Origin of the sequence: Terrihabitans soli, from assembly GCF_014191545.1 — a bacterium.
GTDB lineage: Bacteria > Pseudomonadota > Alphaproteobacteria > Rhizobiales > Methylopilaceae > Flaviflagellibacter > Flaviflagellibacter soli.
The window spans coordinates 1,507,416-1,522,892 of the sequence record NZ_AP023361.1 but is presented as its reverse complement, the minus strand read 5'-3'; the positions used below and the strand labels follow the sequence as shown (position 1 = coordinate 1,522,892).

19 protein-coding genes are annotated in these 15,477 nt (G+C 62.8%); 9 read left to right on the top strand and 10 right to left on the bottom strand.

Translation table 11 applies throughout. The features are described from left to right. Positions 1–65: 65 nt before the first annotated feature. The 7 genes from fabF to IZ6_RS07925 all read right to left on the bottom strand — a co-directional run bounded on the left by fabF (position 66) and on the right by IZ6_RS07925 (position 4,875). A complete protein-coding gene (fabF, locus tag IZ6_RS07955; protein ID WP_222877447.1) occupies positions 66–1,328 on the bottom strand; it encodes a beta-ketoacyl-ACP synthase II in 1,263 nt (420 codons plus the stop codon). 74 nt (positions 1,329–1,402) lie between these two features. Continuing rightward, positions 1,403–1,639, bottom strand: coding sequence for an acyl carrier protein (locus IZ6_RS07950; protein WP_222877446.1), 237 nt, complete (start codon positions 1,637–1,639; stop codon positions 1,403–1,405). A gap of 215 nt (positions 1,640–1,854) precedes the next feature. Continuing rightward, on the bottom strand, positions 1,855–2,592 hold the full coding sequence (gene fabG, locus IZ6_RS07945; RefSeq protein WP_222877445.1) for a 3-oxoacyl-[acyl-carrier-protein] reductase: 738 nt from the start codon (positions 2,590–2,592) through the stop codon (positions 1,855–1,857). 11 nt (positions 2,593–2,603) lie between these two features. Beyond that, positions 2,604–3,536, bottom strand: a complete 933-nt coding sequence (gene fabD, locus IZ6_RS07940) for an ACP S-malonyltransferase (RefSeq protein ID WP_222877444.1) — start codon at positions 3,534–3,536, stop codon at positions 2,604–2,606. A 125-nt stretch (positions 3,537–3,661) separates the two neighbouring features. Next, positions 3,662–3,916 (bottom strand): hypothetical protein, encoded by a 255-nt coding sequence (locus IZ6_RS07935; protein ID WP_222877443.1) that lies wholly within the window; start codon positions 3,914–3,916, stop codon positions 3,662–3,664. 324 nt (positions 3,917–4,240) lie between these two features. Then, a complete protein-coding gene (locus IZ6_RS07930; RefSeq protein ID WP_222877442.1) occupies positions 4,241–4,462 on the bottom strand; it encodes a hypothetical protein in 222 nt (73 codons plus the stop codon). A 176-nt stretch (positions 4,463–4,638) separates the two neighbouring features. Next, complete coding sequence (locus tag IZ6_RS07925) at positions 4,639–4,875, bottom strand: hypothetical protein (RefSeq protein WP_222877441.1); 237 nt, start codon at positions 4,873–4,875, stop codon at positions 4,639–4,641. 405 nt (positions 4,876–5,280) lie between these two features. Between IZ6_RS07925 and rpsF the strand changes: the two genes are divergently transcribed. The 7 genes from rpsF (at position 5,281) to alr (ending at position 11,917) form a co-directional block, all read left to right on the top strand. Next, positions 5,281–5,703: a 30S ribosomal protein S6 gene (gene rpsF, locus IZ6_RS07920; protein ID WP_222877579.1), complete on the top strand. Its 423-nt coding sequence runs from the start codon at positions 5,281–5,283 to the stop codon at positions 5,701–5,703. Further along, on the top strand, positions 5,700–5,948 hold the full coding sequence (rpsR, locus tag IZ6_RS07915) for a 30S ribosomal protein S18 (protein WP_222877440.1): 249 nt from the start codon (positions 5,700–5,702) through the stop codon (positions 5,946–5,948). Before rpsF ends, rpsR begins: the two co-directional genes overlap by 4 nt. Positions 5,949–6,058: 110 nt before the next feature. Further along, positions 6,059–7,033 carry a DUF2232 domain-containing protein gene (locus IZ6_RS07910; protein WP_222877439.1) on the top strand — a complete coding sequence of 325 codons (975 nt, stop codon included), beginning with the start codon at positions 6,059–6,061 and terminating at the stop codon, positions 7,031–7,033. Between the two features lie 28 nt (positions 7,034–7,061). Continuing rightward, positions 7,062–7,712: a 50S ribosomal protein L9 gene (gene rplI / locus IZ6_RS07905; protein WP_222877438.1), complete on the top strand. Its 651-nt coding sequence runs from the start codon at positions 7,062–7,064 to the stop codon at positions 7,710–7,712. 222 nt (positions 7,713–7,934) lie between these two features. Then, on the top strand, positions 7,935–9,179 hold the full coding sequence (locus IZ6_RS07900) for an SAM-dependent methyltransferase (RefSeq protein ID WP_222877437.1): 1,245 nt from the start codon (positions 7,935–7,937) through the stop codon (positions 9,177–9,179). Positions 9,180–9,308: 129 nt separating this feature from the next. Next, positions 9,309–10,811: a replicative DNA helicase gene (locus IZ6_RS07895; protein ID WP_222877436.1), complete on the top strand. Its 1,503-nt coding sequence runs from the start codon at positions 9,309–9,311 to the stop codon at positions 10,809–10,811. Continuing rightward, entirely contained in the window at positions 10,808–11,917 is a 1,110-nt protein-coding gene (alr, locus tag IZ6_RS07890) for an alanine racemase (RefSeq protein WP_222877435.1), read from the top strand. The genes IZ6_RS07895 and alr overlap by 4 nt, the downstream gene beginning before the upstream one ends. Here the strand turns inward: alr and msrB are convergent. From msrB to IZ6_RS07875, 3 genes are all read right to left on the bottom strand, one after another. Then, complete coding sequence (msrB, locus tag IZ6_RS07885; protein ID WP_222877434.1) at positions 11,905–12,399, bottom strand: peptide-methionine (R)-S-oxide reductase MsrB; 495 nt, start codon at positions 12,397–12,399, stop codon at positions 11,905–11,907. The two genes, alr and msrB, sit on opposite strands and share 13 nt — an antisense overlap. Before the next feature lie 76 nt (positions 12,400–12,475). Then, entirely contained in the window at positions 12,476–12,640 is a 165-nt protein-coding gene (locus tag IZ6_RS07880) for a hypothetical protein (protein WP_222877433.1), read from the bottom strand. Positions 12,641–12,862: 222 nt separating this feature from the next. Next, positions 12,863–13,036: a hypothetical protein gene (locus IZ6_RS07875; RefSeq protein ID WP_222877432.1), complete on the bottom strand. Its 174-nt coding sequence runs from the start codon at positions 13,034–13,036 to the stop codon at positions 12,863–12,865. A 173-nt stretch (positions 13,037–13,209) separates the two neighbouring features. Between IZ6_RS07875 and radA the strand changes: the two genes are divergently transcribed. Together radA and IZ6_RS07865 are read left to right on the top strand one after the other, a co-directional pair. Further along, entirely contained in the window at positions 13,210–14,607 is a 1,398-nt protein-coding gene (radA, locus tag IZ6_RS07870; protein WP_222877431.1) for a DNA repair protein RadA, read from the top strand. 146 nt (positions 14,608–14,753) lie between these two features. Next, positions 14,754–15,443 carry a CvpA family protein gene (locus tag IZ6_RS07865; protein WP_222877430.1) on the top strand — a complete coding sequence of 230 codons (690 nt, stop codon included), beginning with the start codon at positions 14,754–14,756 and terminating at the stop codon, positions 15,441–15,443. Positions 15,444–15,477: the final 34 nt, after the last annotated feature.

Below are 15,477 nucleotides of genomic sequence, written 5' to 3'. Positions count from 1 at the left end.
TTTTGCGAATCCCCTGTTCCGGCGGAACTATCGTCAGCGATTGCGGCAAAAGCCCATAAGGACCGCTAATTGTAGCGGCGGAATATCAAGCTCGCATTGGTGCCGCCGAAGCCGAACGAATTCGACAGGACGACATTGATTTCGCGCTCGCGTTTGACCTTGGGCACGAGATCTATGGGCGTATCGACCGAAGGATTATCGAGATTGAGCGTCGGCGGCGCGACATTGTCACGGATCGCCAACAGCGAGAAGATCGCCTCGACCGCGCCGGCCGCGCCAAGCAGATGCCCGACCGCCGATTTCGTCGACGACATCGAGATCTTGGCCGCGGCATTGCCGACAAGGCGCTCGACGGCCTTGAGTTCGAGTTCGTCGCCGAGCGGCGTCGAAGTGCCGTGAGCGTTGATGTAATCGATTTCCGACGGCTGGATGCCGGCGCGCTTCATCGCGGCCTGCATGCAGCGGAACGCGCCGTCGCCGTCCTCGGACGGCGCAGTGACATGATAGGCATCGCCCGACATGCCGTAGCCGATGACTTCGCCGTAGATTTTTGCGCCGCGCTTTTTGGCGTGTTCGAGCTCTTCGAGCACGACGACGCCCGAGCCCTCGCCCATGACGAAGCCGTCGCGGTCCTTGTCGTAGGGACGCGAAGCGTTTTCAGGCGTCTCGTTGAAGCCCGTGGACAGCGCGCGGCAGGCGCAGAAACCCGCAAAGCCAAGGCGCGTGATCGAGGCCTCGGTTCCGCCCGCGACCATGACATCGGCATCGCCGAGCGCCACAAGCCGCGCGGCATCGCCGATAGCGTGCGAGCCGGTCGAACAGGCCGTCACAACGGACGAATTCGGACCCTTCAGCTTGTGCTTGATCGACACATAGCCGGAGGCAAGATTGATGAGCAGGCCCGGAATGAAGAACGGGCCCATTTTGCGCGGGCCTTTTTCGATGATGAGCTGCGAGCCTTCATCGAGCTGCTTCAACCCGCCAATGCCCGAGCCGATCAAAGTGCCGGCCGCGATCTGATCTTCGTATTTTTCGAAAGACAGGCCGCTATCGGCGATAGCCTGATCGGCAGCTGCAACACCGAAGACGATGAAATTGTCGACGCGGCGCTGATCCTTCGGATCCATCCACTGATCGGCATTGAACGTGCCGTCCGTGCCGTCGCCGCGCTTGACCATGCAGGCGATCTTCGCCGGCAGATCGTCGGTCTTGAAATGCTCGATCTTGGCCGCGCCGCTTTTGCCTTCGAGCAGGCGCTTCCAGGTGAGTTCGGCGCCGGTCGCAAGCGGCGAAACCATTCCGATACCGGTAACGACGACGCGTCTCATTCCTGCTCCTCAGCGGAAAACGCCCCCAAAAGGGGGGCGCTCCATCAAGTCGATAACTTCGTCGAGAGTGCCGCTCAGGCGGCGTTCTTCTCGAGGAACTTCGTGGCGTCGCCCACCGTAAGGATCGTCTCGGCCGCATCGTCCGGGATCTCGACGCCGAATTCTTCCTCGAAAGCCATCACGAGCTCAACCGTGTCGAGGCTGTCAGCGCCCAGATCGTCGATGAAGCTGGCCTTTTCCGTGACCTTGTCCGCATCCACGCCCAGATGCTCGATCACGATCTTCTTAACCCGTTCGGCAATGTCGCTCATCGCTCGGTTCCTCGATACAAATGTTGAAAATTCCAGCCGCCACAAAGCCTAGCCTGAAATAGCCATGCCTGATTGGGCCTTTGATTCTGGTCCCCGTTCAAGAGCTTCCGGGCTATCCGGCCGCCTTCTCCCCTCGGGTCGCGGGGTCGATTAACACACTTATTTAGCCTTGGCCACAAGCCCCCAAATAGGGCGTGCCAAGGGCTGGAACAGGGCTAGATCATAGCCATCCCGCCATTCACATGGATAGTCTGGCCGGTCACATAGCCGGCTTCTGCACTGGCAAGATAGACGACGGCCCCTGCGACGTCGGCCCCGGTGCCCAGCCGTCCGGCCGGCACACGGGTGATGATCGTCTCTTTCTGCTTCTCATCCAGGGCGTGCGTCATCGGGGTCTCAATGAAGCCCGGAGCCACCGTGTTCACGGTAACGTTGCGGCTGGCGATCTCCTGGGCCAGCGCCTTCGACATGCCGATCAGGCCGGCTTTGGAGGCGGCATAATTGCCCTGCCCCGGATTGCCGGTGACGCCGACGACCGAGGTGATGCCGATGAGGCGGCCCGAGCGCTGCTTCATCATTCCGCGCAAAGCCGACCGGTAGAGGCGGAAGCCGGCGGTAAGATTGACCGCAAGCACCTCGTCCCATTCCTCGTTCTTCATGCGCATGAAGAGATTGTCGCGGGTGATCCCGGCATTGTGGACGAGGATGTCGAGCCCGCCGAGGGCGGCTTCCGCCTGGCCGGTCAATGCATCGACCTGCGCCGTATCCGACAGATTGCAGATCAGCGTGTGGGTGCGCTCTTTCAGTTCGCCCGCCAGCTGGTCGAGCGCCTCTTTGCGGGTGCCCGAGAGAGCCACGCTTGCGCCCTGCTTGTGCAGCGCACGGGCGATATCGCCGCCGATGCCGCCGGAGGCGCCGGTCACAAGCGCGCGTTTGCCGGTAAGGTCGAACATCTTTCTCTCCTTCAGACCGTGAACGCCGAGATGTCGTCGGGCGTGCCGACCGATTGCGCTTCGGCGCCGTCGGCGATCCGCTTCACAAGCCCGGCGAGAACCTTGCCCGAGCCGACCTCGACAAAACGCGTAACGCCGGCGCCGGCCATAAAGGCGACGCTCTCGCGCCAGCGCACCGTTCCCGTCACCTGCTCGACAAGGAGTTTGCGGATCGTATCGGGATCGGTGACGGGGCGCGCCGTCATATTGGCGACGACCGGAACGGCCGGCGTATTGACGGTCACAAGCGCCAGAGCCTCACGCATGATTTCGGCGGCGGGCGCCATCAAAGGCGAGTGGAAGGGCGCAGAGACCGGCAGCGGCAGAGCGCGTTTCACGCCCTTTGCCTTGGCGATCTCGATGACGCGGTCGGCCGCAGTCTTGTCGCCGGAGACGACGACCTGGCCGCCGCCATTATCATTGGCGACTTCCAGCACCTCGCCCTGCGCCGCTTCCTTGGCGATCTCGCGCGCCTGATCGATATCGGTGCCGATAAGGGCCGTCATGCCGCCTTTGCCGACGGGAACCGCCGCCTGCATGGCATTGCCGCGCACACGCAGCAGCCGCGCGGCATCCGCCAAGGACAGGGCGCCGGAAGCGCAGAGCGCCGAATATTCACCCAGCGAATGGCCGGCAACAAATTGCAGATCGGCAAGGCGCACGCCCCGCTCCTGTTCGAGGACGCGCAAAGCCGCGATCGAGACCGCCAGCAGCGCCGGCTGGGTGTTGGCGGTCAAAGTGAGCTGGTCTTCGGGGCCGTTCCACAGGATCGCGGACAGCTTTTCGCCGAGCGCCGCATCCACTTCGTCGAACACGGCTTTTGCCGCCGGAAACTGATCGGCCAGGGCCTTGCCCATGCCGACCTGCTGGCTGCCCTGTCCCGGAAAGACGAATGCCGTTCCCATACCCTCATCCTCACCGATGTCTTGAATTGGGGCGGAAAGACACGGACTGGAGGGGGGAAGTCAAGCACAACGGAAAAGGCCGCCCCTTTCGGGGCGGCCCTGCCGCAGTCTCGCGAACTCGGCCGTTAGTACGGGGAGTTGCGCGTCTCTTCGCTGAAATATTCGGGATCGTTCGGTCCGCCGGGGCCGAGGCGCTCGGTTGGCTCGCTTCGCGTTGCAGCGCGGCCCTCGAACATCTGCGACGACGGATATTCGCCGGCGGCGACTTCGTAAATACTACGCTGCAGTTCACCGCGGCGGCCGCCGTCGCCATCGCCTTCGGCATGGGCCACGGAAAGCATGAGGGGTGTAACGACAAGGAAAGCTGTGATGAGTTTCATCTTCTTCCTCCGTTCGGGCGCTGGGGGAGAGAGAGGCGCCCTTTGCCGGACATCCGGCGCGCGAAGGTTTGCGCAGTTTGCGAAGCTTTGCTTGCCCAAACAGGGAATGCGGGTAATGGGAGAAGAAACGGCGATGATGGCTTTTCGCCAGTTTCGGAAAAGCTTCGTGTCAGTTTTAGCGAAGCGGGCTGTGGCGATTTTGTGATGAAGCGGCAGAGCACCCGATTAAGAAGAACGCCCGGCGGCACATCTAAAACTTGAAGCGTTACGCAGATGCCGCAGGAGGCTCCCCCCGGCCTTGCGGCGGGAGGAGCACATTTTCGCTCAATAGCCCTTGGTGTTTTTCGGCTGATATTTCTGATGATGCGGCGCATCCATCGTCATGCCGCGGCCTTCATGCATGCGCTCGGTGTTGTGGTAGTCGCCTCTCACAACTTCATAAATGCTGCGCTGGCGCTCCGCCCGGGCTTGGGTGTCGTCGCTGCCGGCATAAGCGGCTGTGAGCATTGCGGGCGTGACGAGAAGCAAGGCTGCGATGAGTTTCATATCGTCCTCCATTCGGGGTGATCCGTCAGAAGAACTACGCACGGCATCGCCGGATGGATGCGGAGCCGGCTGACACGATGTGCTGGAACGGCAATCGGCCCGCTTATGACAAAGCGGGCCGATCAGAGATGCCGAGGGCCTGCCCGTGGGGGAGCAGGCCTTCGGCATAGGAGGCGTTAGTTGTTGTCGTCGCTCGAGCGGCGATCGGTCAGGAAATTACGGTTTTCCTGCTTCTGGAGGTAACCCTCCACGGCGGCCGAACGGCCTTCCTGAAGAACCGGGGCCTGCTGCGAGGCCTGGGCGCCTTCATTGATGCGGGCGGCGTTACGGTTCGAGCCATCGGCCAGGGCGCCCGAGACGCCGGCAACGGAAACCAGGCCGGCAAGGATCAGGGCGCGGGAAAAAGAAGTCATAATACTCTCCATTCGGACGGGGCAAAACGGTGTTAAACCGTTGCAGCTCCGGGTGTTTCCACCTTGTTGAGGGCGGCCTTCGTAAGATGAGGCAGGTCGTCCGGACCCCTGATCTAGGGAGGCCAAAAGGGCCCTGTCAGGCGCCTAAAGGCCGTCCAGCCCTGCAAAAACGGGCTCACTCCTTGGTCGAATGACCCCTTGCGCTCGCCACAATTCCGAGGGATAAACCGCGCCTTCGCGATGCCTCGGCCGGGGGCTGAACGGACGGCTGGTTTTCCAGCAGGAGCCTTCGCGGTTCCGTCGTCCCGTGTCTCCGCCTTCGAGAGTGGTTCGAGCCTTTTCCAGGGCTTGAAGGGCTCAGCGCCGGCGGCGCATCGCATGACACGAACAAAGGCTGTTTTCAAAATGCCGCTTTACGAGCACGTCTTCCTGGCTCGCCAGGACGTGACGGCCCAGCAGGTCGAAGAGCTCACCGAGCAGTTCAAAGGCGTTATCGCCTCGAACGGCGGTGAGGTCGGCAAGACCGAATATTGGGGCGTCAAATCTTTGGCTTTCCGGATCGCCAAGAACCGCAAGGCCCACTACACGCTGATGAACATCAGCGCCCCGCCGGCCGCCGTTGCCGAGCTGGAGCGTCTGCAGAAGATCAACGAAGACATTCTGCGCGTCCTCACCATCCGCGTCGACGAGCACGAGACCGAACCGTCGGTCGTGATGCAGCGCCGCGACCGCGACGAACGCGACCGTTCGGACCGTCCGCGCCGCGACTTCGGCGATGACCGCGGTCCGCGCAGCGAAGTCGAAGCCGTTGAGGAGGAAGAAGTATGAGCATGGGTGCTTCGCAGGGCGGCCGCCGCCCCTTCTTCCGTCGCCGCAAGAGCTGCCCTTTCCAGGGCGCCAATGCGCCGAAGATCGACTACAAGGACGTCAAGCTCCTGCAGCGCTACATTTCCGAGCGCGGCAAGATCGTCCCGTCCCGCATCACGGCTGTTTCGCAGAAGAAGCAGCGCGAGCTCGCCAAGGCGATCAAGCGCTCGCGCTTCCTCGGCCTGCTGCCTTACGTGATCAAGTAATTACACAGAATCGCCGGGCGCCGTTCGCGGCGCCCGGTAATTTTCATCCGTTGGGGTATGGCATTACGACCTGCCTCTAACCGCTTCTGACGAGCGGGACAGCCGAGACCATGAACGCGACCACTCTCCTTGTCGGCCTTGCCTCTGGCGCAGCTTCTGCCGCGCTGACCTTTGCCGTCGGCGCCGGTTCGCTGTTTTCGGTCTTTCTCGCGATCTTTGCGCAGCTGCCGATCCTGATCGCCGCTCTCGGCTGGCGCCATCATGCCGGTCTTATCGGTTCGATCGCCGGCTCTGTCTTTGTCTATCTCCTGCTCGATTTCGACGGCGCCCTCGGCTATGCGCTGTCCGTCGCCCTGCCCGCCTGGTGGCTCGGCTATCTCGCTCTGCTCGGCCAGCCGGCAGATCCCGACCGGCCGGAGCAAGGCATGGTCTGGTATCCTATCGGACGTCTTCTCGCCTGGGCCGCGGTGATCGGCATTGTGCTGGTGGTCGGTGCGGTGCTCGTGCAGAGCGGCGGGGTCGAAGCCTATCGCGCAACGCTGCGCGCAGCGTTCACCGACATCATGAAGCTGCACACGGAGTCAGTGCCGAAAGATGCCGCGCAGCCGAACGAAGCCGACATCAAAAACATCGTCGAATTCCTCGTCATAATGCTGCCGCCGATGATCGCGGCGTTCTGGACGGTCGTTGCGATGCTCAATATGTGGGTCGCCGGCCGTGTCGTGCGCGCCTCGGGCCGTCTCGTGCGTCCCTGGCCCGAGCTTGCGGCGTTCAATCTTCCGGCGCTGACACTGATGGCGCTGATCGGCGGCATTGCCGGCTCTTTCGCGCCCGGCCTTTTCGGCTTTGCCGCCGGCATTGTCTGCGCCGCGTTTACGGTTTTGTTCGCAACGCTCGGCCTTGCGTTCCTGCACGTCGCGACCCGCGGCCGCCCGGGACGCTCGCTGCTGCTCGGCATCTCCTATGCCCTTCTGTGCATACTTCCCTGGGCCGGGGCGCTCGCCGCGCTCGGCGTATTCGAATTCCTGTTCGGCCTGCGCGCCCGCATGGCGGCGGCAAGCCTTCCGCCCAAACCCTCTCTTTAAATCTGACGAACTGAACGGAGACTAAAACATGCAAGTCATTCTTCTCGAGCGCATCGCAAAGCTCGGCCAGCTGGGCGAGGAAGTCCGCGTCCGCGACGGCTATGCCCGCAACTTCCTCCTGCCGAACGGCAAGGCGCTGCGCGCCACCCAGGAAAACCGCGCCAAGTTCGAGGGCCTGCGTTCGCAGCTCGAAGCGCGCAACATCGAATCGAAGAACGAAGCGCAGAAGCTCGGCGACAAGCTCGGCGGCCAGACGGTGGTCATCATCCGCCAGGCCGGCGAAACCGGCCAGCTCTACGGTTCGGTCTCCGGCCGCGACCTCGCCGAGGCGCTGACGCAGGCGGGCTTCACCGTCTCGCGCCAGCAGATCGTTCTCAACACGCCGATCAAGACCATCGGCCTGCATGAGATCCCGGTCTCGCTGCACCCCGAAATCGAAGTGAAGGTCTCGGCGAACGTTGCGCGCAGCGCCGCCGAAGCCGAGCGCCAGGCCAAGGGCGAGGATCTGACGGTCCGTGCCGAAGATGCCGCCTTTGAAACCTTCAAGGAAGACGACGATCGCGGTGGACGCGGCGAGCGTGAGGACCGCGGAAACGCGGAAGCCGCCCCGGCTGAGGACGGCGCGGACGAAAAGCCGAAGAAGAAGCGCGCCAAGAAAGACGCGCCCGCCGCCGAGTAAGCCATACCTACACAGAGTTGTGAGACGGGGCTCAAGCGGCTGTTGCCGACTTGAGCCCTTTCCATATGCGGAACCTCGGGAACACCCGGGGTCCGGGGGCTTGCCCCGGGTGTTTTGCGTTGCGGAGGGGGCGTTGATTTTCGGAGGAAGGAGCATAACCTAACGGTCGGGCGTGACTGCGGAACCGAGGGGAGAAGTCGGTTCCGGACCAGGGAGCTGGTCATGAATATTTTTCTCAAAACCATGCTCCGGCATGTGCTGCCGCATGGCGATGTACAGTTTGTCACCAAAGGCGGGGTCGACCGCTTCGGCGACGGCATCGGACCTCATGTCCGTTTGCGCATCACGGGCCGCGGAGCCGAATGGGCGCTGCTTTTCGATCCCGATCTAAAGCTCGGCGAGCTTTATATGGACGGGCGGCTTATCGTTGAAGAAGGTTCGATCTACGACTTTCTCGAGACTGTCCTCACCAATCTCCACAATCGTCCTTACCCCTTGTTTTCAAGGATTCTCTATCGCATCCGCGGGGCGCTGAGGCGCTTTGCGCAGATGAACCGCGGGGCGCGCGCAACAGCCAATGTCGCTCATCACTACGATCTCGACGCCGGTCTGTACGATCTCTTCCTCGACAGCGACCGGCAATATTCCTGCGCCTATTTCGAACATCCGCATCGCAGCCTTGAAGAAGCGCAGATCGCCAAGAAGCGCCACATCGCGGCAAAGCTGGCCGTCGAGCCCGGCCATAGCGTGCTCGATATCGGCTGCGGCTGGGGCGGGCTCGGGCTTTACCTCGCCGATGTTGCGGGCGCCGACGTCACCGGCATCACACTCTCCCAGGAGCAATATAAAATCGCCCGTCAGCGGGCGATCGATCGCTGGCTGCAAAACAAAGTAGAGTTTAGAATCGAGGACTACCGTGAGACGCAAGGCACGTTCGACCGGATCGTCTCGGTCGGCATGTTCGAGCATGTCGGGGTTCCCTATTACGACACCTACTTCAAACATTGCGCGCGGCTTCTGGATGAGAACGGTGTGATGCTGCTGCATACGATCGGCCGCACCTCGGCGCCCGGCGCGACCAATCCCTGGATCGCCAAGTATATTTTCCCGGGCGGCTACATCCCGAATCTGTCGGAAATCATCCCCTCAATCACCAAAGCCGGGCTCCTGGTCACCGATATCGAGGTCCTGCGGCTGCACTATGCCGACACGCTCCGGGCCTGGCGGGAGCGCTTCCTTTTCAACAAGGCAAAGGCCGAGGCGCTCTACGACGCCAGATTTGTCCGGATGTGGGAGTTCTATCTCGGCAGTTGCGAGGCAAGCTTCCGCTGCGGCGACGACGTCGTCTACCAGATACAGATATCCAAGCAGGTCGATACGCTACCGGTAACCCGGCGCTATATCGGCGAGCGGGAAATCCGTCTGATGCAACGCGAACGCGCGGGGCTGCGCCTCGCCGCGGAGTGAAATCAAGCGACAGACCGCCGCGCCACAGAAAGGTCTGTGGAGTGCTGTTGATTGTCCCATCGTGATTCGCGGAATCGGGCCCGCCGTTCCAGAACACGAAACACAACAGCGGACCCCAAGACCCTCTCCATGGCATTCGGCGACTCGACAGCACGCGCGCTCACCACACTGGCGCAGCAGCAGACCGGCTACCGGCAGGCGCCGCACAATCTTGATGCCGAACAGGCGCTTCTCGGCGCGATCCTTATCAATAATGAAGCGTTCTACCGCGTCTCGGATTTTCTCGAGGCTAAGCATTTCCACGAACCGATCCATCAGCAGATCTTCGAGATCGCAGGTCAGCTCATCCGGGTCGGCAAACTGGCAACGCCCGTCACGCTGAAAACATTTCTGCCGACCGATTTCGATCTCGGCGGCAAGACGCTGCCGCAATATCTCGCCGCACTCGCCGCCGACGCCGCCTCGATCATCAATGCCGAGGATTACGGCCGCACCATTTATGATTTGGCTACACGCCGTTCGCTGATCACCATCGGCGAGGACATGGTGAATGTCGCCTATGACGCGCCGGTCGATATGCCGCCGCGCCTGCAGATCGAAGATGCCGAACGGCGTCTGTACGAAGTGGCCGAACTCGGCCGCTATGATGGCGGCTTCCAGCGCTTTGCCGATGCGCTCTTTACCGCCGTCGACATGGCGGCCAATGCCTATAAGCGCGATGGCGGCCTGTCCGGCGTTTCGACGGGCCTTGCCGATCTCGACAAGCAGATGGGCGGGCTGCAGCGCTCCGACCTCATCATCATCGCCGGCCGCCCGGGCATGGGCAAAACCGCGCTCGCGACCAATATGGCGTTCCATATCGCCAAGAATTTCCGCGCCGAGGAACAGCAGGACGGTTCGCTGCAGACGGTCGACGGCGGCATTGTCGGCTTCTTCTCTCTCGAAATGTCGGGCGAGCAGCTCGCCACGCGTATTATCGCCGAGCAGGCCAATATCGCATCTTATAAAATCCGCCGCGGCGATATTTCGGAAGGCGAGTTCGTGCGCCTGTCGGATGCGGCGCGCGAGATGCAGGCGATCCCGCTCTATATCGACGAGACCGGCGGCATTACCATTGCACAGCTTGCGGCGCGCGCCCGGCGCCTCAAGCGCCAGCGCGGCCTCGACGTCCTGGTCGTGGACTATATCCAGCTTCTCTCCGGCTCGGCGCGCAGGAATGAGGGCCGCGTGCAGGAAATCACCGAGATCACGACCGGCCTGAAAGCGCTGGCGAAAGAGCTCAACGTTCCGATCCTTGCGCTCTCCCAGCTGTCGCGCCAGGTCGAAAGCCGCGACGATAAACGTCCTCAATTGTCGGACCTTCGTGAATCCGGCTCGATCGAGCAGGACGCCGACGTCGTGATGTTCGTGTTCCGCGAAGAATATTATCTGAAGAACAAGGAGCCGCGCGCCGGCACCGAAGAACACATCAAATGGCAGGCCGAAATGGAACAGGTCCACGGTGTTGCCGAAGTCATCATCGGCAAACAGCGCCACGGCCCGACCGGCACTGTGCCGGTGCAGTTCGACGCCGAAGTGACGCGCTTCTCGTCGCTGACCCGCGAATATAGCCGCGGCCCGCAAGGCGAATGAGCTCCCTGCATCAGGGACCGCCCGAAACCGAGACCGGCGGCCGGCTCACCATCGACCTCTCCGCCATCGCGGCAAATTACAAACTCCTTGCCAGCCGAGCCGCCCCGGCCGAATGCGCCGCTGTCGTCAAGGCCGACGCCTACGGGCTTGGCGTTCCGTCCGTCGCGCAGGCGCTGTGGACCGCCGGCGCGCGGACTTTCTTTGTCGCACATGTGTTCGAGGCGCGGGCGCTGCGCGCCGCCCTGCCCGAAGCCATTATTTATGTCCTCAGCGGGCTTAATCCGGGATCCGCGTCCATACTTCTCGAGATCAATGCCCGGCCCGTTCTCGGCAGCCCTGGCGAAGTCGAGGAATGGGTAGCCAAAGGCGGCGGCGCGAGTGCCGCGCTCCACATCGACACCGGCATGAACCGGCTCGGCCTCAGCCTCAGCGAGGCCGAAGAGACTGCACAGAAGAACGCCTTCCGCCCGAGCCTTGTGATGAGCCATCTGGCCTGCGCCGATGTGCCGAACCATCCGCTCAACAAGGAACAGCTTACGGCGTTCGAGGCCGTGCGCCAGCTATTCCCGGACACACCGGCAAGTCTTGCCAATTCCGCGGCGACGCTGTCGGGCGGCGCCTATCGTTTCGATCTCTGCCGCCCGGGCATCGCGCTTTATGGCGGCAATCCTTTCCATCCGCATCCTGCGCCCGACCTGAAACCAGTCGTCAAACTTCAAACGAGGATCGTGCAGCTGCGTGAAGCAGGCCGCGGCGAAAAGGTCGGCTATGGCGGGGAGGAAACGCTGGGCCGCCCCTCTCGTCTTGCCATTCTGTCGCTGGGCTATGCCGACGGATTTATCCGCGCCGCAGGCTCGCGCGACGCGCAGAAGGGCGCGGAGGTCATCATCGCCGGCAAAAGCTGCCCGCTCGTCGGCCGCATATCGATGGACCTGATCGCCGCCGATATCACCGATCTTCCGGAAAATGCCGTAAAGCGCGGCGATTACGCGACGGTGCTCGGCGATGGGATCACGATCGACGAGCTTGCGCAAAAGGCCGGGACGATCGGATACGAGATCCTGACGCGCCTCGGCCCGCGCTTTGAGCGTATTTACGCCGGCTGATCGCCGGGCACGAATTTCAGCGAAACGCCGTTCATGCAATAGCGCAAGCCCGTCGGCTGCGGCCCGTCATTGAAGACATGGCCGAGATGGCCGCCGCAGCGGCGGCAATGCACTTCCGTGCGCGGCACGCCGATCTTATAATCGGTGCTTTCGCCGACGGCATTCATCAAAGGCTGCCAGAAGCTCGGCCAGCCGGTGCCGCTGTCATATTTCGTTTTGGAGGAAAACAGCGGCAGATCGCAGCCGGCGCAGTTGAACAGCCCGGCGCGCTTTTCATGGTTCAGCGGGCTCGAGCCTGGCCGCTCGGTGCCTTCGTGGCGCAGCACGGCATACTGATCGGGCGTCAGAATCTTCCGCCATTCCTCATCAGTCTTGGTGACTTCAAACGCCTCGGCTGCCTCCGGCGACAGGGTCAGGCCGCGCCAGATAAAAGCCCCGCCGAGAATGGCCGTGCCGCTGAGAATGAGTGTTCGCCGGTTCATCGCAAAATCCTCCTGCCGACAGATACGGGAGGAGACGCATTTTGGCTTCACACGAGGTGGTGAGTGTTTTGCCCGGTCACTGCGGGAAGAAATAGGCGATGCCGAAACCTATCGCGCCGACCGCGTAAACCCAGCCCCAGAAACGGGTGCCCTCGCCGTCATCGCTGAAAGCAGGCGGTACGAAAGAAAGCACAGCCCAGAAGAGACAGAGGGCGGCGAGCCATCCGATGAACACATGCATTTGGCAGCCTTACGATACGCAGTACATACGCCAGGGGCAGCCGCCGCTTACCTTTAACCACCTGAGCTGGCGCAATATTTCTACGAGAACGTGAAAAATGCAATACATTGCATACTAGCGGATGCCATGTCGGTTCTTTCGACTTCTGCGCGCAATTGGCATTGACACTTTCAGGTTGCGATACGATCAGACCCGGATACTTCGAGCCGGCGGCGAGAATACTTACTGCCTCTGGTTCTCGCGATCCCGATTCATCGCGCGGTCGGCTTCGATCGCATCGAGATCCACAACCTCCTGATCAAGCCAGCATCTGTAAAACTGGACGCCGACAAAGCCGCCCGCCCCCACAGAACCCAGAACGATCCCGGTCAGCTCAAATAGTGAAAGCTCGAACATTACTTCCTCTCCCGAACTGAGAAGTAATTTCCGGTTGAATGGGTTGCAATTGCACCCAGGCTGCGCCCCGGCGTCGCACGGACGCCGGACAACAAATAAGAACAAAACTAGAACATTTTTCTGGCTTTCCGTCCAGAACTTCGGCATCCTCCTCCGAAGGCTGGAGATTCTCTATGGCGCGCGCGCGGTCCGTTTTCGTCTGCCAGAGCTGCGGCGGCACCCACAATCGCTGGAACGGCAAATGCGAGGCCTGCGGCGCCTGGAACACGATTGTCGAGGAAGCCTCTGCCGCCCCGGTCGCCAAGGGCGCTACGGTCTCGGTGCGCGGCGGCCGGGCCGTTGCCCTTGAGGGCCTCAATGGGCCGACTGGCGAGGCCCCGCGCCTCAAATGCGGCATCGGCGAGTTTGACCGGGTGACCGGCGGCGGCTTTGTCCGCGGCTCGGCCATCCTGCTCGGCGGCGAGCCGGGCATCGGCAAATCCACCCTTCTCATCCAGGCGGCGGCGGCGCTCGCCCGCGCCGGGCACCGCGTGGCCTATATCTCCGGCGAAGAAGCGACGGCGCAAATCCGCATGCGCGCGGAGCGGCTCGGCCTGTCCGATGCGCCGGTCGAGCTCGGCGCCGAAACGAACATCGAAGATATTCTGACGACGCTCTCCACCGGCTCCATTCCGAAACTCGTCGTCATCGATTCCATCCAGACCATGTGGACCTCGGCGGTGGACAGCGCGCCCGGCACGGTGACGCAAGTACGCGCGTCTGCTCAGGCGCTGATCCGTTTTGCCAAAACCTCGGGCGCCGCCGTCATTCTCGTCGGCCATGTCACGAAAGACGGTCAAATCGCAGGCCCGCGCGTCGTCGAGCATATGGTCGATGCGGTGCTGTCGTTTGAAGGCGAACAGGGCCATGCGTTCCGCGTGCTGCGCGGCCAGAAAAACCGCTTCGGCCCGACAGACGAGATCGGCGTCTTCTCGATGACCGGACGTGGCCTCGAAGATGTCGCCAATCCCTCCGCATTGTTTCTGTCGAGCCGCGACAGCGGTGCGCCGGGCGTTGCGGTGTTTGCCGGGGTCGAAGGCACGCGGCCGATCCTTGTCGAAATCCAGGCGCTTGTTGCGCCCTCCTCGCTCGGCACACCGCGCAGAGCGGTTGTCGGCTGGGACTCAAATCGTCTGTCCATGGTGCTCGCCGTGCTCGAAGCGCATGCGGGGCTGAAGCTCGGCGGTCACGATGTCTATCTCAATGTCGCGGGCGGGCTTCGCATCCAGGAACCGGCCGCCGATATCGCGGTCGCCGCCGCCCTCGTCTCGTCTTTCGCCAATGCCGTTCTGCCGTCCGACAGCGTGTTTTTCGGCGAGGTCAGCCTCTCCGGCGCGGTGCGGCCGGTGGCCCATTCGGGGCTCCGCATGAAGGAAGCCGCACGGCTCGGTTTTACCCGGGCCATCGCCCCGGCGGGCTCGGCCGATAAGGGGGATGGCGCCCTACAACTAAACGGCCTTAACGGACTGGAAGCCCTGGTGGCCGATGTGGCCGCAAGGGGGGTGCGCCGGGCCCGGGCCAGCGCGGCCTGAAACGCGGAGCCCCTATGCTCACCATGCGCCCCAATGTCCCGGAATCTCGCGTGACGCGAGGCCCCCGGCAGGGTTATAAGGGCGCCGCGACGGGCGGACCTTTTGAGTCCCTCCAGATTTCTTGATCCGACCGCCAGGGCGATTTCATGCCGATTGCGCTCCTCGATCTCATCGTTCTCGGCATTGTCCTGCTTTCGGCGCTTCTCGCCATGGTCCGCGGATTTACCCGCGAAGTCCTCTCCATCGCCTCCTGGGCGGCGGCGGCCGGAGCCACCCTCTATTTCCTGCCGGATGTGCGCGGCTGGGCCCGCGCCCAGCTCAATCTACAACCGGAAATCCTCGCCGATGTCATTGCCGGCGCTGGCATTTTCCTCGTGACATTGCTGCTCGTCTCGCTGGTGACGATGCGCCTGTCCGACTTCATTCTCGACAGCCGGGTCGGCCCGTTCGACCGGGCGCTGGGCTTCCTCTATGGCGGCGCCCGCGGCTTCCTTCTGGCCGTCGTCGCCTTCCTGTTCTTCAACTGGCTGGTGCCGGAACGCTCCCAGCCGAGCTGGGTGGTCGATTCCGCCTCCAAGCCCCTCCTTGAAGGGACGGGGGATTCTCTTCTGGCCATGTTGCCGGAAGACCCCGAAGCCACCATTTTGAAACAGCTGAAGGGCGGTCTGCCGGGCTCCAGCGATCCGACGCCGGCGCCGGATACCGACCCGGCCAACCCGGCAGCGCCGACTGGGGACGCAAGCCCCCCGCCGGAAGCCGCGCCGACCGAACCCGGTTATCGCCCGGCCGAGCAGCAGCAGATGGACCGCCTGACGGCGCCGACAACGCCCAACTGAGTGGGCAGAACGAAATGGGCCGGACTTCCCGGCC